We start from the raw sequence: 23,606 nt of genomic DNA, 5'->3' as shown, positions 1-23,606 counted from the left end.
CAACTCCACCCTAATGTTTAAAGACGCTATTAATCTTATTTGGTACTAAGTGAATTGTTTCCAAATCGTTAAGTTCATACTAAGTATATTTATTATCTTCTCTTCAATAAGCAATATCGTCTGCTGTCCACTTTTGTTCTGGAGTACTCCATTTTTTGGCTAAGTTTTCATCCGCAGTTGAAAAATTAGATTTTCGATCATTAGTCATATTTTCTAGCTTGACCTCACCTTTAGAAAATGGAGAAAAGTCTGGCATACCGTTTTTGTACTCAACGCCGTCAATACCAGCTTCATCAAGATACTTTTTTATTTCACCAGTCTTATCTGAGATAAATAACGACTCTGCACGTTCGCTAATCCATTCTCCTTTGTTAACTGGTGTTGTTTTTACCCTTTGCTCATAAGAACTATACTTAGGCTCTATTTCAAAACCTTTTGTATAAATCGGTTTACCTTTACCCGTACCCTTAGTACCATCACCAACATCATCTATCTTCTTGCCAATCCCATCATAGACTTTATCAACTACTTTACCAGGTTTATTAATCAAAAAGAAACCCGCCAAAGCCCGTTCAGACAAACTTGAATCTTTACTTACAACCGTCATCACATCTTCTAATAAGAAATCAAGCGAAAACCATAGGGACGTTTCTTTTGCGTCCTTAGCTTAGCGAAACAAAAGAAGCAAGAGATCCGTCCCCTTGCTTCTTTCGTATGTTTATTGTCAATGCCCTGTCATAAGTCCTCCTACCACGTAAAATGTCATCTCGCCTGTTTATCGTACTTCTCATTAAACCAAATATAAAATCAATACTCCATGAAGGTAGTACCATCATGAGCTATGAATTTCAGTAAAGCATCTTTCATGATATCTAAAGCATAATTGTCTCATAAAAAACAAAAAGCACTTGTTTCCTAATCGGCAAGCAATCAAGTGCTTTATAGTTTCAATAATAAAACGGCTTGATAATCAAACCTTAAAGTTTATTATTTTGTATCTCATCAAACCACTCATCAGCAATCTGACGAGCCGTTTTAGTTTCATGATTAGTATAAACTAAATCATACTTGTATTCAGCTTTGAATTTGCCACTCTTAACATCATATATTAACTTCATTTCAGTAGGCATGTCTTTTTCATATTCAAAACATAATTCTTTAATTTTTTCAATATCTTCATTTAAGATATCTAATACCATAAACTGGCGTTCCGAAGATACATCGTAACTTTCATCCCCATTCGCCAATGCATCATTCACTTTATGAGGCTTCACATACTGATTATTAATTAAATAAAAAAACTTGCTCGAAATAACAGTTTCCTCACATGAAGCGTAAACATATACTTTATCCGCTCTCTCTTTAATATACTCCATACATATGGATATCATATCAGCTTGCAATTCACTAAATCTATCTTCAAAAGTATTCATCTAGTTTTCACTCCTTAGATTAGTTTAAAAGGACTTCGGAGAACGAGTCACCATCAATTGTGTATTTTACTAGGAATTTTTCCGGCCTCACGTTTTTCCCAGAGTATATTACTTCTAGATTAATTGTTACTTCTTTTGGAGGGGTTTCCTTTAAAGCTGCAGCCCATTCATCTTCAATTTTCTTATATTGCTTCAAATTAACATCAGACAATTGCGAAACCAAATTATCAATTTTAGGTGAGCCTCCAAACCTATCACCTGCCAAATGTCCAGCGTGGTCCTGACCTTTTACTTTACCTGGTGTATTTTTACTGTGTGACAATCTATCTGTTCTCGTTGTTAAATGTAAATTTTCTGTTTCAAATTTTACAATCCTACCTGCAATATCTGTTTCATAGAAGTAGTTATACTCTCCAGTTTTATACCTAATATTAGATTTTAATCGATTTTTCCTTCCGTTTGTATACTGTTCTCCTCTTCCCACTAATGTTTTAACATCACTTGCTCCAGCCAAACGATTTCCTGTACCCTTAGTACCATCACCAACACCATCTATCTTCTTGCCAATCCCATCATAGACTTTATCAACTACTTTACCAGGTTTATTAATCAAAAAGAAACCCGCCAAAGCCCGTTCAGACAAACTAGAATCTTTACTTACAACCGTCATGACATCTTCTAGTAAGAAATCAAGCGCAGCTTTGTTCAAATGTCCTGCTTGATGCATATCCCCAGCTAATTCGGATTGACCACCAAGAACTCTTCGAATATCATCAAAGCTTGATGTGTATTCAGGAGGTGTAATTTTCAGATAGTCTTTAATATTGGATTCTGGGTTGCTCTTCATAAATTGCTTCAGTGCTTCGATTTCTTCGTCTGTGAATGTTTGTTTAACTGCTACATTTTCAACTTGAGTATACTTATTTGTACTTCCAGCAGATTTCGCACTGCTCCTTATATCTCCAAAAGAAAACTTCGACATTCCTTGGTCAATATCCTTCAATATTTGCATAGGATTCATAACATTCATTGGTGAATTCCCAATTGAACTAAACGCTAAATTTGTTCTAGGATTTTGAAGAAGAACATTCATACCACCCTGTAATTCTCTACCAAAAGAAATAGCCCCAGTTTTTGTTTTCAGTGTTAGTTGATGCAATTTTCCAATTGTTTCTTCTGTAACAACTTTACCATTCTTCACTAAACTTGGGATAAACGGCGTAGCCATTAATGCTGGACCTAGAATACTATAATATAAGCTTTGTTGACGCTGAAGGTCTGTTAATTCGTTTCCGAACATGTCTTTGCCAAGTATATATTCATTAAAACCATTGACTGAAACAAGACCATAGATTCCTAGTTCTGCTTTTTCAAGGTTTGAGAAAGTTTTCGCGTTCAAGTAAACATCCAGTGCCTGATCCGCTGCATGCATACCTTTGGCGGTTTTATAGATGGCTCCTCCACCTTTGACGATTCTTCCTGCCCATCCAACAACAGGGATAAAACCTGCTGCTGCCATTGCTCCAGCTGTCACACGTTGAGCTGTTGTAAGTTCAGCACCAGTGATGGGATCAACACCTTCTGAGGCACGAATATAATCGTAATATCCAGTTAACTCACCTGTGAAGTTCTTTACACCATCCCATGTTTTTTCATACCATGGACGTTGTTTTTGTTCTTCAAGACGTTTCATTTGTTCTCTTGCTTTTTCTTGTTCTTCTTTAAAGTTTAGATAGTCGTTTGCTTGATTTTCTGCTTGTTCTTTTAATAGGTATACATCACTAGATTGGAATTGTTCGGCATTAAAGTGGATCGGTAGAATTTCATTTCCTTGACGAGTTGCCTCTAGGAGTTTTTGAAATAGTGCCACAACATAATGCTCATCATCCTCTGATAGTGTATATTCTGATTTTAACTTTTCATCAAAATTTTCAACAGCTTGAAGTGTTTCATTTCGACCTTTTTTTGCCTCTGCGACCGCATCCATGAACCGATCTGTTGAAAATACATTTAAAGGAACTAAATCATCCACTCGATTAAATATTCGTTTTAGTTCATCCTGCTGACTATCAACCATCATCATGTAATTTTTCTCATGATGTGATAATTCTGATTCTAGAAAGCTTTGATAAACAACAGTGTTCCCTGATAAGTCATTATCTCCAGCATCACCTGATATTCCTTTAAAGAAGGCGATTTGCCGATCAATAAGTCGTAGCCATGCATCAACAACATCTATTTGTGCCTGATAAAAACCCTTGATGGCATTTGCCCCTTTTCCTTTTAAAGCATCATCCAGTTGCACAATATCTAAAAAACGTTTCCGAAGAAGAACCAGCTTTTCCCTCAGGCTTGAATATTCCTTCGCGCGATCTTCCATTGACTCTATTAAGCTTCTTGCCTCATATACTTTCAAAGACATCGACTACCTTTCTTTCAATTTCTGTTTGTATGTATTAACTCTAGGCGAGGTATTTGTAATATCCAATTAAATCCACTTATTATAAATACCATATAAATCCAATCAAATATACAATTTAACAGGCAATTGTTAGAAAAAGGAACTTTGTGCCTATGAATAGTTGTTGTCTGTAGGAAGAAAATAACAAAATAACTTATCTTGATTAGGCGAAATGACTTATGAATCGAGGTTAAAATAAGAAGAATGATATCATCATGCATTAATAGTTTTTTAAACAAGTGAGTTAAATTTGATAAAACGCAAAAGAGGCTAACTTGAAAAATTCTTCAAGTTAACCTTTTTACTTGAACTCAATAACCATTGAAGTAAGTATGTTTAAGCAGTTCTAAAACTTTTCATATTACTGAGTCTAAAATTTTTGATAAAAAAAGTAAACGTTAATTACCATTAATAAGGAACTCTATTAAAACAATACTAAACTATTAGACTAGCATGGATCCTATGAATTTAAATTATTAGTAGGATTTCCATCGGCATCAGTTCGTAAATACCCTCCACCTTCTTCTTCACTCAAATTGACGGCAGTATTCCCATCTCCGTCTCTCCAATAACCTTCAATCCATACACCATCCCGCCAATGTCCTTCTACCCAATGAGGTTGTACATGGTGTGTTCCAGGTTGTTCTGGTGTTTCTGTCGTAGATGCAACCTCTGTTTGAGCCACATGAGTTTCTGCATATTGCACATTTGATACTCCTTCTGTTCCTGCATCGGCCATATTTTGAGTAGGTGAAGCTGGGTCACCACCATCTGCTCCATCAACTAAATCTACCATTCCAACAGCAAGTGTACTTATTGCTACTGTTTTACCAATATCTCGTAATCCTTGTTTGACTTTTATGTCGTCTCCATCTCTAAATCCCTCATATGCAGTTTTGCCACTACCATATGTATTTTTTGCAGTATGATAGACTCCCTTTGCTGTTCTACCTACTGAATCTCCCATATCGTTCAATCCTTGATCCATTTTATGCTTATCATCTTGGATCAATCCTGAAGCAGTATTCCAAGCACCATCGGCAATTTGCCCTACAGTGTCACCAGCAAATTCGGATGCTTTTTTAACACCATCTCCAACTTCGTTAATAAACTTACTACCTGTTACATCTCCAACAACATTGATTGCCCCACCAATAACAGTTCCTGTTGCTTTACCAGCAAATTTACCCATATCTCTTAAAAATCCCATAACTGTAATCCTCCTCAATAGTTGATTAACTAGAAAAAGACCCACCTAAATAGGTGGATCATCATTTGTAAGAACATCCATCTTAATAGGCGACTCGGCTACCATAGCATTTGCTTTAGGCCCGTAGTTTTGCGTCCCTACCTTTCGATAGGTTTGCCTTTATCTAATAATCTAAAAGTAATAGGTTAATTGTACTACGAAATACGCTATTATCAAACGAAATATTTTAAAAAATTAATATATTTCAGTTAGTTTATAAGATTTTATTAAGAGACATTAAGTGTATTTGTTGTCATCAAGTATTTTTAATGTCCCTGTAAAACAAAAAAAGCTCTTTAGAGATCATTACTCTTAAAAGCTTTTTTGTAATATAGCTACACTAAATAATTATTTGGTGAAACAACTAAAGTTCACGTTATTTACCCAATTAAAAAATGTACCAATTTATTTATCTTTAACAGATTTCTTAAGAATTAAAGTTTTTTTATAAATTCTAAAACCTCAATTTCATCTTGATTTACTATCTTTTCATAGTAGTATTTATCTGTTCGTTCGAATCCATACTGCTTTGCAAGGTCTGCATTAATAGTTCCAAGTCTTAATTGTGAACCTGTTTTATTAAAACTCAAATTAAATATATTCCCTTTGTACTTTGCTTTGTAATCAACTTCATAAATTTCATCAATATCTGATTTATTTACTTCCTTAATATACAGCCTAGGTAAGTTAGCACTATCTTTAAAGTTGCTAGGATAAATTTTCTCTTTAAAACCATTCTTCAAATCAGCTTGATCGTCACTGACTAATCTTAAACTATCACCATCATTATTACTAACTCTAAAGGTTTTGTTTGTATATTTTGCAAAAGTTCCTCTTTCCATACATTTCCACTCCTTTCTATTTAACTGGAATAAATACTTTTAAGTCACTATCAAATAAAATATGGCTACTAGTTTTTCAATACCGTCTGTAACTCTATATAATTCAGCTCCATTATCAGGAAAATATCTACTATCAAATTGCCATTCTGGAACTATTTCACCATTTCTGGATCTAGTAAAACCATTTACCTGTGAATAGAGCAGCATCTTCAATTGAACCACCCATGCTTGTTACATATGGGATTGATATTTCAGATACTTCATTATTGGTTTTATATCTAATATGATAATAATTGAATAATTATATAAATAAACAGCATTTGTATCATATACAAACGCTATTTTAGTTTGGTTTTCATACAGTCATTTTTTATGTGGACTAAGTATACATTTATTGAAAAAAGCACTTATTGCGTAATAGACAATCGAGTGCTTTAAATTCATGTATTTCTAAGCTTCCATGTTTGAGTTTAAGTTTGTAAGTTTCATTGAATCGTAAAAGCTTTATAGCTCCCTTAATATTTTTCCAGCTCTTAATCTAGCAATAAAATCATCTAAAGCTTCTTCCTCATCCGCATAGGTATCTTCTGATTTTGTAATCTTGCTAGCTCTTTCATCTGTTACATAAACAATACATTTATCATTCTCATGCCTTAACACAACTTCATTTTCTTTATTATCTCTAACTTCATTCATATTATAATCTTGTAATTTCTCCTCATGTATAATTCTTATTGCCTCTTTTATATTCATGGTTAATCCTCCTATTTAATTTCCTTCTACAATCTTACTTAAAACGATACTCCTTCATGTTACAAACATCATGAGTTTTAGATTTTCCATTTAATCATTTTCTTATTTTGTCTACTAAACAGTGGTTGAATAAAAAGTAAAAAACTTGAAAGGTAGTTCTAAGCCAATCAAGGTCAACTAATTTTTACTTCTTCTACCAAATAAGGCTAATTTTAAATACCAACTATATAATATTCAGTATAATTGCAAAATTCTTTCAAAAAATACTCTAACGATTCAGCTATTTAAACATCAAATTTTAAAGTATTTTAAGTGTTAAGTCTGTTTTGTTGACTTAACACTATTTTATAAAAATAATCAAACGCCTCATCTTCATTATCTATCTTTTTAATTATGAAATGACCACCACGTTCTCTTGTTTCATATACTTTCCATACCCCTTGATCAAATGCGCACCCTAATACAAGTGGAGCATCAGATAGCTTATCGAGTTTTATAATATATTCACCAATAATTAACTTTTCAGATTCTAATCTCTTTAAGAACTCTTGTTTTGTCATTTCTACCCTCCTTCTAATATGTCGGTATAACTCCAAGCGTTTCCAATGTTTGTGTATTTAGATGAGTTACGATTTGTGCAACTCCACCATAATTTTTCGCCACCATCTGTGTCATCCTCGTGAGTTTGTTACCTATCCCCGTTTTTACCTACTCTAGCTATATATAGCTTCATCTCACTTGTATATAATATGTATAACACACACAAAATCTCAAATAAAATAATACTCCATGATGGTACCACCTTCATAAGCTATGAAATCAGTAATACAACATTCATCTTAATCCAAAGCAAAAATTTCAAATAAAAAACGAAAAACATCTAATAGGTAATCAAGTGCAATATAAAATACTTCTTTACTTTTACGACTTTAAAGCAACGTTCCTGTTAAATCTCTTAATTTCCCTTTGAGAATACTTCATTAGATAAAATGTAATCTATTATAATTATAGGAGACAAGTTAAAAACAAAATATTATTATAAAAACTTTGATGGGACAATTTCATTATTTTTTGATTTTCATTAATATTTTTTAAAATTTTTTCTATTTATCTTAGAAAATTTCTTCCCAAGCTTCTTTTGCATCCATTAACCTTTGCGATAAAAACTCATAAAAAGTTTCTGCTGTATTGTAGTCATCAAGTCCTCCTTGCCTTTGCCTATTCCACGCAATTACCGGACATTCATTATTCTCCAACTTACTTGTATCTAAACAATAAGCATATTCATCTATATCCTCAATAACTACTAAATACTCACTCATTCCTAAATCTCTATAATTCTCCGTTTCAATAATAACAGTAGCAATATCGGACTTAGCTACTCCTAAAATATTTACACCAAATAAACCGCCAGAACCGTAATTATTTAAGAACCACTTATAACTTTCTGTCAATTTTAACTTAAGCGTGTCTTGAACATAATTAACCTGTTTGCTATTTACTCCTCCAGTAACATCATCCAAAACCATATTCCTCTTAATAAAATTGATTAATTCATCTTTGTTCATTCAGAATTTCTCCTTTTACAATTTGCCTTTATCTATTTGTTTAGCTCTCCATATCTAATATTTCGATCTAAAGTTTTCATATTGTTTTTTCAAAACAAGGTCATTCTAAAACTTCCTCCATTCTCCACTAGACCATGCAATATTCTATCATATTCTTTATGCATACTACTCGGGAGCTCAACCAGTGAACCAGGTTCTCTTTTAATTAAATGATGAAGTTCTAATTCGAAGATTCTCTTTACGATTATATGTAAGAAATATATTTTAATAATTGAATGATGCTATAAATAAACAGCAATTGTAGCTTATAAAAATGCTGTTTTTGTTTGGTTTATACTTTATCTAAATTGGAAGTTAGGTAATGATGGTCTATTAAAGTTTTCTACCCTTCATTACGAATAAAATTTTTCGAGGTATTTGTGTTTATAGGGACAAATAAAGAAACGTCTCTAGTATTTTGTTATTGGACTTTCATCTTATTTTTAATAACTATAATAACAAAAAACTTGATTAGCATTAGTCCATCAAGGTTTTTTCATGAAGTTCTATATTATATTTCTAAACATCTATTTTTATAATAATTCTTCATTTAATTTTTCTGCTTTATGCATTTCTCCTAACAGTGGATTTTGAAAGTCATTATAACTATCCATATAGGCTCTTATACCACCAATGAAATTGATACCTTTAATATCTTTATTATTTTCTAATATATCTAATGCATTCTTATATCTCGTATAAATAAGTTTTAAAATACCACTATTTAGTTCTTCATAGTAATCTTTTTCTAGATTATATATCACAACTTTTATCTGTTCGACTAACTGCTTTTTCTTATCCATTATATCCTCCTATCTATTAGGAAACTCTCTTATCTCCTTTACCCATTCTGACGGCCAGTCTTGAGTTAATAATGTTTGATCTCCATCACCTTCTAGTAGCGCTCCTGTTTTTGTATATTGCTTTTCTACTCTACCTATATTTAAGATTTGTCCTTTTGGCACTTTAAGAGGTAGAATACATTAAATAGGTCATACGCTTTAATAGGGTTATCGTACTAAAGAATTTGCTTTAATATCATATGGGGCTACAAGGTTTATCTATATTCTATAAATAACTGTCGGTTCATTCGACACTAGGTCGCCCCCATAAAAAAAGAAACCTTGAAAGGCATTAGCTACTCAAGGTTATCTTTAATTTATTTCTATTTTATTTTCACTCCTACTTTCATTTTCTCTACTACATTATTTAGCCACTGTAGAGGATTTAATTCAATAGCTGGAAAATAAACTTCAGCATTATTTTGAATAATATTTTCTTTCTCCTGTTTTGTTAAATTACTATTCAAAAACTTCTCACAATCCTTTATTGTAGACAGCAGACATTCTTTGCTAGCTTCGTTTACAAACTCAACTAATGCTTGTTCTGGAGAACTGATGTCTTGATGAAATGTTCCTCCTAAAAAATCTTCCAGCTCTTCTAAGTAATCATAAGTTTCATCCATAAACTATCCCTTCTTTCTATTTAACAGGATATCCTGTTAAAATAAAACTATCATTATTATCCTTTTTAAGTATTATTTTTGCGTTTGTAACATTCTCAATTCCTTCTGAATTCCTAGTAGTACTTCTACCAATTATTTCCCCGTTACCTTTGAATTTTAAAGGTAAAGTAGGTCTCTATTTGGGTCAGATAGCCACTTTTGGATTTTCTGTATATTCTTAGTGTCGCTAAGAACTGTATCAGCAACTTTTTCAGCTGTCATTCTATATTTAAAAGTAGAAGAACCAGTAATTTTAGGGTTATTTTTCAACCTTTCCAATAATTGTTCATCCGTTTTTCCGACATGCCTATCTATTAAATGCCCACCTTTTAACTCATGAGCAGCTAATCCACCACCTGGGGCTAGAGAACTTTTATCTCCTTGCTTAACATTATCTATACCCTTAGTAAATAAAATCAGAGTCTATTAAACTTATCGTACCGTAAATTAAAATTTATCTAACGTTTTTTACAAATATCGAGTATTATATGACCTTTTCTTATAAAAAACAAACAAAAATCTTATTAGCCATAAAAGTAAGTAGACCTTTTACTTTACCCACTGTTTATTGCCACGACCTTTATCATTGTCCTTAGTTTGTGGGTTTACGGTTACATAAGTCATCTTGGCATGTAAAATGTCATCTCGCATATTTATCTTATTATTTTTACAAAATAAGTATTAAAACATAATGCCTTGATGGTACAAACATCATGAGTTATGAATTTCACGTAGGCATTTTTATGTTGTCCCAAGTAACATTTCTTACAAAAAAGCACTTGTTGCCTTAAAGACAATCAAGTGCTTTTAAGTTATCTGTTTGTTGGAACTCTCATATAACTTACTCGGAATATGGGTTATAATCTTTCCCAACTTTACTAAGACCCTCTAATACTTTTTCTATTCTATTAGTCAAATCTGCTATTTCCTCTTGTGTCAGTTCGTCTGTAACATTTAAATCTTTAAACATACTTAATCTGTTTATTATACCTTCAACATATCCAATAAAGACCTTATCTTTGGATAACAATATTTCACCTATGGCAGTATCAACAATAAAGTCTTCTACCTTCCCTAGGTTTATATACTCATTAACAGTTCTTGCTATAGCATATTCATGACCCCTATTTAATTTCAAATAATCATTATAATCTTCGTTAATAGCTTCAAAAATTTCATTATATTCCCAATCTTCCACGCTCTCACTCCTCTTTTATGGTCTAATTCTTTCATCGTTATTATGAATAATTTCCAATTCTATATTTTTATATTTATTTGCAAATTCAGCTATTACTTTACTACAACTATCACAAGTGTCTAATTCAGTAAATAACTTAATTTTTCCAGTAGCATTAACGTCATCACCCAGTTTTAATGCAATTTCATTTAAAATCTTATACTCCGTGTCAGAATCTCGCATGAAGGGTTTTCCATCTTTACCAGGCGCTAAAGATGCCTTGAAAATGGGCTCATTTGGTTTTAATGAAATTTCAGGAATCTTTTCTTCTAAAACCCCTTTAAATTCATCTATTTTACTTGAAGCATAAAACTCCTTTTTATTAATGCCATTAACATCTACCTCAGCAAAGGCAAAATTACCGGATTTTTTATATTTGCTCGGTAAAACCCCTCTTAACTCTTTCACTCTATCAATTATTTGTGCTTCTTCTACTGAATCTATTTGTCTTGTTGGATATACTTTACCCGTACTCTTAGTTCTAACATCGTTTAATACATTAAGAGGATTAACAGTTTTCGTACTATCCTTCATATCTCCAAAAGAAAACTTCGACATTCCCTGGTCAATATCCTTCAATATCCGCATAGGATTCATAACATTTATTGGTGAATTCCCAATTGAACTAATCGCCAAATTACTTTTAGGATTTTGAAGAAGGACATTCATACCACCTTGTAATTCTCTACCAAAAGAAACAGCCCCAGTTTTTGTTTTCTGTGTTAACTGATGCAACTTCCCGATGGTTTCTTCTGTAACAACTTTACCATTCTTCACTAAACTTGGGATAAACGGCGTAGCCATTAGCGCAGGACCTAGAATACTATAATACAAGCTTTGTTGACGCTGAAGATCAGTTAACTCGTTACCGAACATATCTTTGCCAAGTATATATTCGTTAAAGCCATTAACTGATACAAGACCATAGATTCCTAGTTCTGCTTTTTCGAGATTTGAGAATGTCTTCGCATTTAAGTAAACATCCAAAGCCTGATCCGCTGCATGCACACCTTTGGCGGTTTTATAGATGGCTCCTCCACCTTTAACGATTCTTCCGGCCCATCCTACAACTGGGATAAAACCTGCTGCTGCCATTGCTCCAGCTGTCACACGTTGAGCTGTTGTAAGTTCAGCACCAGTGACGGGATCAACACCTTCAGAGGCACGTATGTAATCGTAATATCCAGTTAACTCACCTGTGAAGTTCTTTACGCCATCCCATGTTTTTTCATACCATGGACGTTGTTTTTGCTCTTCAAGGCGTTTCATTTGTTCTCTGGCTTTTTCTTGTTCTTCTTTAAAATTCAGATAGTCGTTAGCTTGATTTTCTGCTTGTTCTTTTAGTAGATAAACATCACTAGTTTGGTATTGTTCCGCATTAAAATGGATCGGAAGAATCTCATTTCCTTGACGAGTTGCCTCTAGAAGTTGTTGAAATAGTGCCACAACATAATGCTCATCATCCTCAGATAATGTATATTCTGATTTTAACTTTTCATCAAAATTTTCAACAGCTTGAAGTGTTTCATTTCGACCTTTTTTTGCCTCTGCGACCGCATCCATGAACCGATCTGTTGAAAATACATTTAAAGGAACTAAATCATCCACTCGATTAAATATTCGTTTTAGTTCATCCTGCTGACTATCAACCATCATCATGTAATTTTTCTCATGATGTGATAATTCTGATTCTAGAAAGCTTTGATAAACAACGGTGTTCCCTGATAAATCATTATCTCCTGCATCACCTGATACTCCATTAAAAAAGGCGATTTGCCGATCAACAAGTCGCATCCATGCATCAACAACATCTATTTGAGCTTGATAAAAACCCTTGATCGAATTTGCCCCTTTTCCTTGAAGAGCATCATCAAGCTGCACAATATCCAAAAAACGTTTCCGTAGAAGAACCAGCTTTTCCCTCAGGCTAGAATACTCCTTGGCGCGATCTTCCATTGACTCTATTAAGCTTCTTGCCTCATAAACTTTCAAAGACATCGACTACCTTTCTTTCAATTTCTATACGTTGTTATGTATCAACTCTAGGTTAGGTATTTTTAATATCCAATAATATCCACTTATTATAAATACCATATACACCCAATTAAATACACAATTTAACAGGTAATTGTTAAAGAAAGGAACTTTATACTTATGAATGGTTGTTGTCTATAGGAAGAAATAATGAAAATTGAGTGCAAGGATTTTTAGAAAACCTTTAAAAGTTAGATAGAGAAATAAATTCCAACCATTAATATAGATTAATATTTCTTCATTCAATCCCTTACTCGTTTACTAGACCGAAAGAACCAAATTCAAAACACCTAATTTGCCTAATTAATGTAAAATTAGTAAAAATATTTGTTATAATAGTACTAATATAGTATTAAATACTACCATCAAGATATCCAACAAATAAAACAGTGAGGTTAATTATGTCTTTCTTAAAAAATATGTTTAAAGGATTAACAGATCCTAGAGAATTAAAAGAACCAAAAATGATTAAAGACTTTCCTGAGGAATCTGAGTTGATTAAGGCTTTAACAGAACTATCAGAAAGCAATCGACAAGATATAGATATAGAGAAAGTTCAGAAGCATTTGAAAATGTTCTCTATTGGCCAAGTTGGAGAGAAAAAAGTTTGTTATGAACTGAAGAATTCGATGCTTCCCCTATTGATTTTGCATGATGTCAACCTAGTATTTGAGAATCATGCTGCTCAATTAGACTTTGTTGTTATTACACATAAATTCATATTGGTGTTAGAAGTTAAGAAATTATATGGAAATGTGCAAGTTTCTGAAAAAGGTGAATTTTTCAGAGTAATGACTAAGAATAATAAAGTGATTCATAAAGAAGGTATGTATAGTCCAATAAATCAAGTCGAGAGACAAGTAGCAATTCTTGAAAAGTTCTTGAAATCTAGAGGGTATATTAACAAGTGTCCAATTAAATATGCAGTTACTTTTGCAAATGATAAAACGATGTTAGAAGTATCTTCAAATGCTCCTGACGATATCAAAACAAGACTTATTCGTCATGATCAAATTAAAAACTTTATTAAAAGTGAACTAGAATTAAAGTCTCCGGTCAATATGTTAGATAAAGAGCTTTACCAAATATCAGATGCTATCATGAATCTACATAGAAATAAAACGATAAAAATTGAAGACTATATGTTGACGACTACTCACACTTCAATTCCAGTAGTCAAAGAAAGTGAAACTAGTAGCAAAGATGATACTTCTTCACCTGTTAATATCCAAAATATGCAGCAGGCATTAACTGAATTCCGATTAAAACGTTCTAAGGAACTAGACATAAAACCATATCATATTTTCACCAACAAAACCTTAGCAAACCTTTTACAAAATAAACCACAAACTTTAGATCAACTGCTTCATATAGAAGGAATTGGTCAAAAGAAAGCTGATGATTTTGGACAAGATATACTGAATATTATTCAAAATTGTAATAACGAAAGTACTAAAGACATAACTACAAAATCTAATGAAACTATACAAGTTCCTTCAGATCAATTACGATCATCTTTACAAGAGCTTAGAACTCAGCTTTCTAAAAAACTAAATACGAAACCATATTACATTTTTACAAATAATACTCTAGATAAGATTTTAGAAAAAAAGCCTCGTACAATGAAAGAACTTCTAGAGATAGAGGGAATTGGACCTAAAAAGGCCGAAGAGTTTGGGCAAGACATTATCGCTGTTTGTAAGAAGGTTTATTAATATTTTTACTTTGTCCCCTCCTTTTTGTTTCATCAAGAAGCTGGGGACTTATTTGTTTTAAGATGATTCGCACATCATTAGTAACATCATATTTCCACTATGTTACAATATCAATTGGGACAATTTTACCAAAATAGAAATAGATAGGATTTAAGAATAATGATTAACTACATCGTAAATTATTTTCAACAAACAAAAACAAAGAAACAGCTGAAAGAAATAAAGCAAACAGTTGCTGATCTTCATATGTTCTTTAAAAAATTCGAAAAACAAGTTGAAGCTCTTTCACATCAACGAACACTAATAACTGATGATCAAATTACTTTTTTAAAGAACAAGTACATAAATGAAATAAAGAATCTGAAGTTCTCCTCTCTTTCACAGCAGATAATCAATATAAAAGTACATGAAAAAAAGTTGCAACAGCTTGAAGAAATGGTTTCAATGATACAAACTAAAACCCATTCTATACATAACGAATTACCGGATATTCAGAGAACTGTAAATACTACTATCAAAACATACAAGGATGATATTAATTCCTTTAAAAAGAAAATCGTGGGAAACCGTCAAGTTTATTTTACCTCTTCCCAACGTGAAGATATTAGAACATCTTTTAAGGAAACTTACGATTTCTTCAGCGTTTCAAATCAAGATCACGTAGTAGATAAAGAGATAAAAGGATTTCTTCATTTTTATGAAAACTTAGATGATTCTGTTGAAAAATGGAACAAAGAATTTATACAAAAGGAATTAGCTACTTACGAGGCATTTTTCAACGATATTGATGGGAAATCTCTTGATTTACAGCAACGCACCGCTATTGTCACTGATGAGGATAGCAATTTGATTCTTGCTGGAGCTGGTAGTGGAAAAACCTTAACTATATCAGGAAAGGTAAAGTATTTAGTCGAAAAGAAACAGGTCAAGCCAGAAGAAATTCTTCTCATCTCCTTTACAAAAAAAGCAGCTGAAGAAATGAATGAGAGAATTTCAAATCGTCTTGGTCTCAAAGTGACGGTAAATACATTCCATAAATTAGGGTTAGATATTATCTCTAAAAATACAAATAATAAGCCTGATGTTTTTCAAAATATGACAAGTTTACTAGACGACTATTTCCATAAAGAAATTTATAAAGATAAAGAGTTAATTCAAAAATTGATGACTTTCTTTGGTTATTTCTTAAATATTCCTAAAGATATCGATGAATTTGAAGACTTAGGTGAATATCACGAGCATTATCGTAATGTTGATTTTGAAACGTTAAAAGGAAAAAAAGATAAAATGGATCGCTATCTTTCCGAACAAACGAATAAATTAAAAAATCAATATATGACGTATAGTGGTGAAACGGTGAAAAGTATTGAAGAATTTATTATTGCTAACTTCTTATTTTTAAATGGTATTTCATATAAATATGAACATCCCTACCCTTTTCATGAAGAAAATCAAACGTACCGACACTATAAACCTGATTTTTATTTACCAGATTATGATCTTTACATCGAACACTTTGGGATAACTGAAAACAATACAGCACCTTGGCTATCGAAAATAGAAGAAGCAAAATATATTGATGGAATCGTTTGGAAAAGAAGTAAACATAAAGAACATGGTACAACATTAATAGAGTCCTACTCCTACTATAATAAGCAAGGCGTCCTACTTGAAAAATTAGAGCAAAACTTAAAGAATCATCACGTAGAATTTAAGAAAATTGATTATTATGAGCTGTTTTCTTCGATTTATGATTCAACAAACGATCCATATTTTACTGAGTTTAAAAAACTCATTTCAACATTCTTAAACTTATTTAAATCAAATGGATACGAAGCAACGAAATTTGATGAATTCAAGCAACATCAGCAAAGCATTCAACATCCTTTTTCACAAAAAAGATCGAATTTGTTTTTCGAGCTTGTAAAGCCAATTTTCACTTATTATGAAAACTACTTAAAGAAGCATAAGCAGATAGATTTTAATGATATGATCAATATCGCAACAGATATCGTAATACAACAAGATATAACCTTTCCCTATAAATACATTATGATTGATGAATATCAAGATATCTCAAAAAGCCGCTATCACTTAATAAAAGCAATTCGAGAGAAAACAAATGCGAAAATCATGTGTGTTGGAGATGACTGGCAATCTATCTATCGTTTTGCTGGAAGTGATATTCAGCTATTCACCAACTTTGGTGACTATTTTGGTCACTATGAACTTCTCAAAATGGAAAAAACGTACCGAAATTCTCAGGAACTAATCAATATTGCTGGAGATTTCGTTATGAAAAACCCAATACAATTTAAGAAAAACTTAACATCAAATAAACTTAAGGAACAACCCATTAGAGTACTAGGCTATAAACGAGATCTTCTGGACTCTCTCAAACAAGCGCTAGAAGAGGTTGTCAAAGCTTTCGGTGAAAACTCGTCAGTGATGTTACTCGGAAGAAATAATTTTGATATTCAACGTCTTATAGGTGGATCTTCCTTTCATATTAAAGACAATCGATCAGAAGGAACGAAACAAATCGTCTATCAAAAATATCCTAAACTTAAGATAACGTTTTTAACAGCACATCGTTCAAAAGGACTTGAAGCTGAAAATGTCATTATCATCAATGGACAAAATAGCTCTGTTGGTTTTCCAAATAAAATATCAGATGATCCTATCCTTTCCTGGGTTTTAAATGAGCAAGAAAGCTATTGGTTCGCTGAAGAAAGAAGACTATTTTATGTTGCACTAACAAGAACGCAAAACACAACCTATGTGCTAGCACCAGAACAAAAACAATCATCATTCGTCAAGGAACTGAGAAGCAACTACAACATCACTTATGAAACAAACGAGAAATCAATTCTAGATAACCCACCCTGCCCTAAATGTAAATCAGGGCAACTAACTATAAGAGAAAATGCAGGAAATCGAAATCACTTTCTTGGTTGCACAAATTTCCCTGGCTGCGACTATACCATCAAAAATGTAGAGCTATTGAATCAACCAATTACATGTCCACTTTGTGATGGGTATATGGTTAGAAGAAAAGGGAGATATGGAGAGTTTTATGGATGTAATCATTATCCAAGGTGTGAAGGGAAGATGAAAATATAGGGGTTGTAATTTGTGCGTGTTTAAAGTTAAGGATAAGTAGGTTAGAAGACTACTTATCCTTATGTTTGTTGATTGGGATTAACCTTTAAAATGATTGAATCTAGATTGTTTAAAATATAAAAGAAATAATCATTACCTTTTATTTAGATACCGGTGGTCGGGGGCGAACTGTCACCAATCTTTTCTAAACAGGCGTCATTCATCTACCCCTGCCTTTTAATCTGATCAAGCGTATTACCACTGACATCCTTCCATTCAGTCCATCCGTTTGCCCTCCTAGCTAACACTGTTCCTGCAGCAGCGCTCGGAGAACTAAAGATATGATCTTCTACAAACTTTAGAACACTATCTTCTTGGATAAGAATACCGTTCTCTTTTAAATCTTTTCTCATATTTTCTATCCAATTTCCTGCAGTTGCAGATTCTACAAGATTACAGATTGAATCTTTGAAAACAACAAATCCTTCATTTGTAAATTCTCCTTTTGCAAGTGCATCTTTTCCTTTACAATAGAAAATTTCCTGTGCTTCATTACTGCTAAGCTTCTCGAAAATAGGAAATCCCAGAGCTGATAATAGAGTTTTCATCGTATCAAAGTTATCCATTAAATCAGCTATCATTGGTTCAGGTAAGGATGATTGTGTTGGAATGTTCCCATTTTCCAATTTATAACGACCAATTTCTAAAGTTTTTTTATAACAATAGGATTCTAAAAATTTCACATGTGATTTAGTAAAGCTTGCTGTTTTTGAAACAACAATAACGGCTACATTCCAAAAATCTTTAGTGGTATCACGATTGTGTTGTTTTAAGCGATCATAACAATTTTCAGCCTCACCAATATAGACATTTGGCTTACCATCTATGTCAGATTTGCCAAATAAGAAGTAAATACCAACACTTTTGGGTTCTTCTCGTACGTTCATCTCATTTAATTTACTTCTAGGAATTAATATAACTTGAACAATGCGAGTTGTGATTTCAGCAATTTTAACACTAGTTGGCGATCCATCTGGCATATATATTTGAATAGTTTTTCCTAGCTCCACTAATTTTCAGCCTTCCTTTCAAAATGATAATGTAATCTATATTCACAAATTTCTTTTGTCCAACGAAATAATACTTCTTCGTGCTGTCTATCTATTTGAAAGTTAAAAGAAAACATATTATCTTCATATGTAACAAGCCCTTTTGAACTTCCACTCCACTTAGTCATTGGCATTTTAACAATCAACCTACTAACTTTATCTTCTTTATAATTCCATAATGATCTAGTTTCTTTATCAGAAAAATCAATTCGTTTTCTGTATTGCGTTTCTGTAAGAAACTGATGAAAGAAAGGTGCCACTTCTGAGGGTGTTATTGACTTATACCATTCTGATCGTCCTCTTTGTAACATTGCTAATAAAACAACCATTTTATAGCTTTTAGCCATTCCGGTTTTCTCAACTTCTATAAGCCAATTCTCATATTTGTTATAAACTAATTTCTCGTTCTCAGATAGTTCTTCAGCCCAATTTAAAAAGCCAACATAAGAGTTGAATTCTTGTTTATATTGAATAGACTCTGACTTTCCTTTTAAATGTAATTCGAGATATGAAGGTCTTCTTCCAATATCATGTTTAAGGGCATAGTAATTTTTAAATAATTTCTCTTTCCTTGGTTGTTTCTTTTTTGTCATTTCTTTTAGTAGATTTATAACGTCCAGCTCTAAATCAATGACACAACTCTGCGGAACTGTTGGAATTGTTGATGATTTCTTCTCTATCTTCTCTCCAATATCAAACAAACTTAGCTTAATATCAGCATTTCGATAATTCCCAATCAAATCAATAATGACACAGTGATCCTTATGATTATGTAAGCGGAGTCCGCGTCCTACTTGTTGAGTAAACACTGTCAGCGATTCTGTTGGCCTGACAAATAAAAGTGTATCAACACTGGGGATATCAACTCCTTCATTGAAAAGATCAACAGTGAAGATAGCATCTATTTTTCCTTGCTCTAATAATTTGATTGCATCTACCCTACGTACTTCCTTTTGCTTTGAATGTAAGCATAATGTGTGATAATTATGCTGGTTAAAAAAAGTTGATAGAAATTCCGCTTGCCTTATTGATGAACAAAATACAATCGTTCTAGTTTTTTTATGTTTTTTCCAAGCATCAAGTATATTTTTAGCCATATCGTCTTTTAACTGAGCTTGTAAGAGCTGTTCTTCATCGTATCGATTACCTAACCAAGTGATTTTATTATAATCCGTATCATCGTATACACCATAATATTGAAACGGAGCTAGCCACTGTCGTTGTATAGCTTCTAAAAAGTCAATTCGATACGCCACATTACCATCGCAAATAGAGTAAACATCTTTATTATCATTTCTATCTGGTGTCGCTGTGATTCCTAATAAAAAATCTGGTTGAAAATAATCTAAAACTCTTTGGTAAGAAGCTGCCGCTGCATGGTGGAATTCATCTAAAATGATAAGATCAAAATCATCTGCCTTAAATTTCTCCAGATGCTGTTTCATACTTAACGTAAATATGGATGCGAACACATAATCAACATTTGCTTCTTTGTGTATCCCATTGTAGATTCCAAATGAACTATTTTTCATAATGCTAGAAAAAGATTTCTTGGCTTGAGTTAGTATTTCTTCACGATGAGCAATAAATAGAACTTTTTTGAATTTTTTTGCAAAGAAACCAGCAAGGTAAGTTTTACCTAGCCCTGTCGCCATTACAACTAGAGCAGATTTGTATCCTTCCGAATAGGTTTTTTCTAATTCATCTAGTGCTTCTATTTGGGCAAACCGAGGTTGTATTTCACAATAATCAGGTGTATCTTCTATTACAATAATTGGTTGTTGATTTTCTATACCTGGGAGCATTATCTCTATTTCTTCTTGTTCAGTCCATTTTTTCACAAGATTAGGATGCTTCTTGTGATACTTCTCATAGTTTTCTTGATATCCTTTAATTGTTTCTACATTTACTGAGATTGTTTGCTTATGGTACATTAACTTTGTAAATTGATCGAGTGCTTCTTTAAAAATGACTGGCTCCCTTTCTATCGATAAGTTCCATTCAACTCCGCTTGTTAAAGCAGACCGTGATAAATTAGAAGAACCGATAACTAGATGACCATCCTCTTGAAGATGAAAAAGATAGGCTTTTGGATGAAAAGAAATTCCGTTACTATTCCATATTCTTACTTCTATCTCAGGATGAATATCGATTAAAGTCCTTAGCGCTTCTGGCTGAGTTATATATAAGTAATCTCCAGTACACACCTTAATATCTACCCCTCTTTCAGCAGCAGTTTTCAGAGGGTTTCGAAGCAGTTCAACACCTGATTTCATAACAAATGACGTTAGTATGCATATTGTTGAGGCTTGCTCTATTTTCTCAAGTAGATGTGATATTAAATGATCAGTAATTAGTTGGACCTTACTCATCGTCAACCTCAATTAAATATATTTTCTCTTTAAATCCACCTCGTACATCTGCTTTTTCAGCTCTGATTTTCTCAATTTCTTCTATAGAAGAACCGTGATATTCTGCTAATGCATGTATGATCTCTAATACATCAGCTAATTCCTCTAGAGAGTTAGCAGTATTCGTTGCATCTACATATTCCTGTAACTCTTCAAATCCTTTCTCTTGCAGTTTCTTTATGTATTCATCATTTCCTAATATAGTAGTTTTATATGATTTCCCAGTCTTTTCAATGATAAATGGAATTTTATCTCGTACAAGCTTGTTGTATACTGGCATTATTTTTCTCCTTTTAGTTAATACATTCTTTTTTCAGGAATAACTCCTCGTACACCACCTCGAGGCTCTTCCATATCTCCTTTATATCTTGGAATAAGGTGCACATGAACATGAAAAATTGTTTGTCCTGCTACTTCACCATTATTTATTCCGATGTTGTATCCAGCTGGAGAGTATTCTTCATCTACTAATGATTTTCCTTGAAAAAGTAAGTCATCTATCGCTTGTCTTTCTTCTATTTTTAAATCAAAGTATTGATCTACATGTCTCCTAGGAATGATTAGCAGGTGACCTTTATTAACTGGGTATTTGTCAAAAAAACCGATGGCTAATTCATTTTGGAGAATAGGATCGGTGATTGTACAAAATGGACAAGATTCTTCTTTATCGATGTTATCCTGAAGTTGTTGAATACTTGTAGCTTCTCCCTTTATCCAGTTAATAAAGAAATTCCAATCACGTACAGACCCATCTTCATTCAATATCCTTAGAAAAATTCCATCGCCTTTTCCAACTTGCCAAATTGCTTGAGCTGAGTTTTTTTTATCCGAAATTCCACTTTCAAATATATATTTAAAAAAGGTGTCTTTTCCTGTTCCATATGTTTCAGCTACATAAGCAACTAAGTAAATATCAATACAACTAGCACCTAACTTGTAAGGGTTGTTTTTCAAGATGTGATTTCTAATAATTTCAATATTTTCTTCTATTGCTGAATTTAGAATTTGCTCATTTATTTCATCAATTAAATATGCTTGATAACTTCTTTTTTCCCATTGTTTTAATTTTTTATAATCACCGTTAACTATTTTGAGTTTATTCAACATGTTTTTTAGGTTACACACTGTAGGAATTATATTTGTATGTAAATCTCGTCCTCTTAATTGTTTTGGGATTTTAATAGAATTTTCATTCATTGTAACCACCTTAAACCCTCATCTCACTTTTATCATTTCAGTGTTTATTTGACACTTCATTTTCTTATGTTTTTTAATAAAAAATATCAAGTCGAACAGTATCTTTTCCTGTTAGGACATAAATACCTTCATTGACTTTCTATCTATCAAGGAATACAAACCTCTTTATATGATGGAGAAATATTAATTCTTCATTTAATTATTTATTGTACATCCACTGATTCTTCAAATACTAAAGTATAACCAATCTAATCGTATGCTTTTTTTTGAAAATTCGAGTATCTCTTCATCTGCTAGTATTCTAGTTCTATAACTTTCAACTTTATTCCCTATAATTTCCTGGATTTCAACTAAAACAAGCTTATTGTATAATGGTATAATATCCATTCCTATCTGTGGAATAAATATTTATCTATGACTATTTCGACAATAACTGTTATTTCCCTCCATTTACTTACAGATAAATAATCACTACCATAATTCCTTTTTAATAAAAATAAAAAATGATATGATATTTAAAGATCAATTTTATTTCGGGGGATATTATGAAAAAAACAGTAAAAGTGGTTGCAGCTATTATTGAAAATGAACAAAATGAGATTCTTTGTGCTTTACGATCACCGGAAATGGCTATACCTAATATGTGGGAGTTTCCTGGTGGTAAAGTAGAGAAGAATGAAGATATTTATTCTGCGCTGGTTAGAGAAATCAAGGAAGAGCTAGATTGTACAATTGAAACAATGGATCTATTTAATGATCATACACATGAGTACGATTCTTTTATCATTAATTTAATCGCGATCAAGTGTAAAGTTGCCCAAGGTAATCCAACTCCTAGTGAGCATTCCACATTAATTTGGTTAAAAAGAGAAAATCTAGACTCTCTAAAATGGGCTCCAGCTGACATTCCAGCTGTTGAGCAGCTTATATGTGAATAATGAAGAAGTCCCCA

The 23,606-nt window shown here is 32.4% G+C and carries 22 protein-coding genes and 1 riboswitch; of the genes, 3 read left to right on the top strand and 19 right to left on the bottom strand.

The window, feature by feature from the left end; translation table 11 throughout:
• Nucleotides 1–103: 103 nt before the first annotated feature.
• The 15 genes from LC076_RS14090 to LC076_RS14020 all read right to left on the bottom strand — a co-directional run bounded on the left by LC076_RS14090 (nt 104) and on the right by LC076_RS14020 (nt 13,078).
• On the bottom strand, nt 104–607 hold the full coding sequence (locus LC076_RS14090) for a hypothetical protein (protein ID WP_226669734.1): 504 nt from the start codon (nt 605–607) through the stop codon (nt 104–106).
• 370 nt (nt 608–977) lie between these two features.
• A complete protein-coding gene (locus tag LC076_RS14085; RefSeq protein ID WP_226669733.1) occupies nt 978–1,433 on the bottom strand; it encodes an immunity protein YezG family protein in 456 nt (151 codons plus the stop codon).
• Nucleotides 1,434–1,452: 19 nt separating this feature from the next.
• The gene (locus LC076_RS14080; RefSeq protein WP_226669732.1) at nt 1,453–3,849 is read right to left on the bottom strand and encodes a T7SS effector LXG polymorphic toxin; all 2,397 of its coding nucleotides are present in this window, start codon (nt 3,847–3,849) and stop codon (nt 1,453–1,455) included.
• A gap of 505 nt (nt 3,850–4,354) precedes the next feature.
• Nucleotides 4,355–5,104, bottom strand: coding sequence for a hypothetical protein (locus tag LC076_RS14075; RefSeq protein WP_226669731.1), 750 nt, complete (start codon nt 5,102–5,104; stop codon nt 4,355–4,357).
• A gap of 85 nt (nt 5,105–5,189) precedes the next feature.
• Nucleotides 5,190–5,272, bottom strand: a riboswitch (cyclic di-GMP riboswitch).
• Nucleotides 5,273–5,577: 305 nt separating this feature from the next.
• The gene (locus LC076_RS14070; protein ID WP_226669730.1) at nt 5,578–5,985 is read right to left on the bottom strand and encodes a hypothetical protein; all 408 of its coding nucleotides are present in this window, start codon (nt 5,983–5,985) and stop codon (nt 5,578–5,580) included.
• A 39-nt stretch (nt 5,986–6,024) separates the two neighbouring features.
• On the bottom strand, nt 6,025–6,198 hold the full coding sequence (locus LC076_RS14065; RefSeq protein WP_226669729.1) for a hypothetical protein: 174 nt from the start codon (nt 6,196–6,198) through the stop codon (nt 6,025–6,027).
• 291 nt (nt 6,199–6,489) lie between these two features.
• Entirely contained in the window at nt 6,490–6,738 is a 249-nt protein-coding gene (locus LC076_RS14060) for an Imm59 family immunity protein (protein ID WP_226669728.1), read from the bottom strand.
• Between the two features lie 308 nt (nt 6,739–7,046).
• Nucleotides 7,047–7,298, bottom strand: a complete 252-nt coding sequence (locus LC076_RS14055) for a hypothetical protein (RefSeq protein ID WP_226669727.1) — start codon at nt 7,296–7,298, stop codon at nt 7,047–7,049.
• A gap of 552 nt (nt 7,299–7,850) precedes the next feature.
• Nucleotides 7,851–8,306: an SMI1/KNR4 family protein gene (locus LC076_RS14050; RefSeq protein ID WP_226669726.1), complete on the bottom strand. Its 456-nt coding sequence runs from the start codon at nt 8,304–8,306 to the stop codon at nt 7,851–7,853.
• Between the two features lie 89 nt (nt 8,307–8,395).
• A complete protein-coding gene (locus tag LC076_RS14045) occupies nt 8,396–8,491 on the bottom strand; it encodes an HNH/ENDO VII family nuclease (protein ID WP_264191556.1) in 96 nt (31 codons plus the stop codon).
• Nucleotides 8,492–8,878: 387 nt separating this feature from the next.
• Nucleotides 8,879–9,148 (bottom strand): hypothetical protein, encoded by a 270-nt coding sequence (locus LC076_RS14040; RefSeq protein WP_226669725.1) that lies wholly within the window; start codon nt 9,146–9,148, stop codon nt 8,879–8,881.
• 362 nt (nt 9,149–9,510) lie between these two features.
• Complete coding sequence (locus LC076_RS14035) at nt 9,511–9,810, bottom strand: contact-dependent growth inhibition system immunity protein (protein ID WP_226669724.1); 300 nt, start codon at nt 9,808–9,810, stop codon at nt 9,511–9,513.
• Between the two features lie 156 nt (nt 9,811–9,966).
• Nucleotides 9,967–10,128: an RNase A-like domain-containing protein gene (locus LC076_RS24175; RefSeq protein ID WP_264191550.1), complete on the bottom strand. Its 162-nt coding sequence runs from the start codon at nt 10,126–10,128 to the stop codon at nt 9,967–9,969.
• Nucleotides 10,129–10,690: 562 nt separating this feature from the next.
• A complete protein-coding gene (locus LC076_RS14025) occupies nt 10,691–11,047 on the bottom strand; it encodes an Imm3 family immunity protein (protein ID WP_226669723.1) in 357 nt (118 codons plus the stop codon).
• A gap of 15 nt (nt 11,048–11,062) precedes the next feature.
• On the bottom strand, nt 11,063–13,078 hold the full coding sequence (locus LC076_RS14020; RefSeq protein ID WP_226669722.1) for a deaminase domain-containing protein: 2,016 nt from the start codon (nt 13,076–13,078) through the stop codon (nt 11,063–11,065).
• 443 nt (nt 13,079–13,521) lie between these two features.
• Between LC076_RS14020 and LC076_RS14015 the strand changes: the two genes are divergently transcribed.
• Together LC076_RS14015 and LC076_RS14010 are read left to right on the top strand one after the other, a co-directional pair.
• Nucleotides 13,522–14,835 (top strand): HRDC domain-containing protein, encoded by a 1,314-nt coding sequence (locus LC076_RS14015; RefSeq protein ID WP_226669721.1) that lies wholly within the window; start codon nt 13,522–13,524, stop codon nt 14,833–14,835.
• A 159-nt stretch (nt 14,836–14,994) separates the two neighbouring features.
• Nucleotides 14,995–17,958, top strand: a complete 2,964-nt coding sequence (locus tag LC076_RS14010; protein WP_226669720.1) for a UvrD-helicase domain-containing protein — start codon at nt 14,995–14,997, stop codon at nt 17,956–17,958.
• A gap of 203 nt (nt 17,959–18,161) precedes the next feature.
• Here LC076_RS14010 and LC076_RS14005 read toward each other — a convergent pair whose 3' ends face one another.
• From LC076_RS14005 to LC076_RS13990, 4 genes are read right to left on the bottom strand one after another with little or no spacing between them, the layout of a single operon-like run.
• The gene (locus LC076_RS14005) at nt 18,162–19,007 is read right to left on the bottom strand and encodes a GIY-YIG nuclease family protein (protein WP_226669719.1); all 846 of its coding nucleotides are present in this window, start codon (nt 19,005–19,007) and stop codon (nt 18,162–18,164) included.
• Entirely contained in the window at nt 19,007–21,418 is a 2,412-nt protein-coding gene (locus LC076_RS14000) for a DEAD/DEAH box helicase family protein (RefSeq protein WP_226669718.1), read from the bottom strand. Before LC076_RS14000 ends, LC076_RS14005 begins: the two co-directional genes overlap by 1 nt.
• On the bottom strand, nt 21,411–21,737 hold the full coding sequence (locus LC076_RS13995; RefSeq protein ID WP_226669717.1) for a nucleoside triphosphate pyrophosphohydrolase: 327 nt from the start codon (nt 21,735–21,737) through the stop codon (nt 21,411–21,413). Before LC076_RS13995 ends, LC076_RS14000 begins: the two co-directional genes overlap by 8 nt.
• Before the next feature lie 17 nt (nt 21,738–21,754).
• Nucleotides 21,755–22,654: an HIT family protein gene (locus LC076_RS13990; protein WP_226669716.1), complete on the bottom strand. Its 900-nt coding sequence runs from the start codon at nt 22,652–22,654 to the stop codon at nt 21,755–21,757.
• A 545-nt stretch (nt 22,655–23,199) separates the two neighbouring features.
• Here LC076_RS13990 and LC076_RS13985 point away from each other — a divergent pair.
• On the top strand, nt 23,200–23,592 hold the full coding sequence (locus LC076_RS13985; RefSeq protein ID WP_226669715.1) for a (deoxy)nucleoside triphosphate pyrophosphohydrolase: 393 nt from the start codon (nt 23,200–23,202) through the stop codon (nt 23,590–23,592).
• The last annotated feature ends 14 nt before the right edge of the window (nt 23,593–23,606 follow it).

The organism is Metabacillus litoralis, assembly GCF_020524045.1.
GTDB classification, from domain to species: domain Bacteria; phylum Bacillota; class Bacilli; order Bacillales; family Bacillaceae; genus Metabacillus; species Metabacillus litoralis_C.
This window is presented reverse-complemented; position numbering and strand designations above follow the sequence as displayed.

Coding starts and splice junctions, on each gene's coding strand:
- LC076_RS14055 (WP_226669727.1), bottom strand. CDS start 7,298: ATGACAAAACAAGAGTTCTTAAAGAGATTAGAATCTGAAAAGTTAATT.
- LC076_RS14015 (WP_226669721.1), top strand. CDS start 13,522: ATGTCTTTCTTAAAAAATATGTTTAAAGGATTAACAGATCCTAGAGAA.
- LC076_RS14070 (WP_226669730.1), bottom strand. CDS start 5,985: ATGGAAAGAGGAACTTTTGCAAAATATACAAACAAAACCTTTAGAGTT.
- LC076_RS13995 (WP_226669717.1), bottom strand. CDS start 21,737: ATGCCAGTATACAACAAGCTTGTACGAGATAAAATTCCATTTATCATT.
- LC076_RS14075 (WP_226669731.1), bottom strand. CDS start 5,104: ATGGGATTTTTAAGAGATATGGGTAAATTTGCTGGTAAAGCAACAGGA.
- LC076_RS14060 (WP_226669728.1), bottom strand. CDS start 6,738: ATGAATATAAAAGAGGCAATAAGAATTATACATGAGGAGAAATTACAA.
- LC076_RS14085 (WP_226669733.1), bottom strand. CDS start 1,433: ATGAATACTTTTGAAGATAGATTTAGTGAATTGCAAGCTGATATGATA.
- LC076_RS13985 (WP_226669715.1), top strand. CDS start 23,200: ATGAAAAAAACAGTAAAAGTGGTTGCAGCTATTATTGAAAATGAACAA.
- LC076_RS14090 (WP_226669734.1), bottom strand. CDS start 607: ATGACGGTTGTAAGTAAAGATTCAAGTTTGTCTGAACGGGCTTTGGCG.
- LC076_RS14000 (WP_226669718.1), bottom strand. CDS start 21,418: ATGAGTAAGGTCCAACTAATTACTGATCATTTAATATCACATCTACTT.
- LC076_RS14040 (WP_226669725.1), bottom strand. CDS start 9,148: ATGGATAAGAAAAAGCAGTTAGTCGAACAGATAAAAGTTGTGATATAT.
- LC076_RS13990 (WP_226669716.1), bottom strand. CDS start 22,654: ATGAATGAAAATTCTATTAAAATCCCAAAACAATTAAGAGGACGAGAT.
- LC076_RS14035 (WP_226669724.1), bottom strand. CDS start 9,810: ATGGATGAAACTTATGATTACTTAGAAGAGCTGGAAGATTTTTTAGGA.
- LC076_RS14010 (WP_226669720.1), top strand. CDS start 14,995: ATGATTAACTACATCGTAAATTATTTTCAACAAACAAAAACAAAGAAA.
- LC076_RS14050 (WP_226669726.1), bottom strand. CDS start 8,306: ATGAACAAAGATGAATTAATCAATTTTATTAAGAGGAATATGGTTTTG.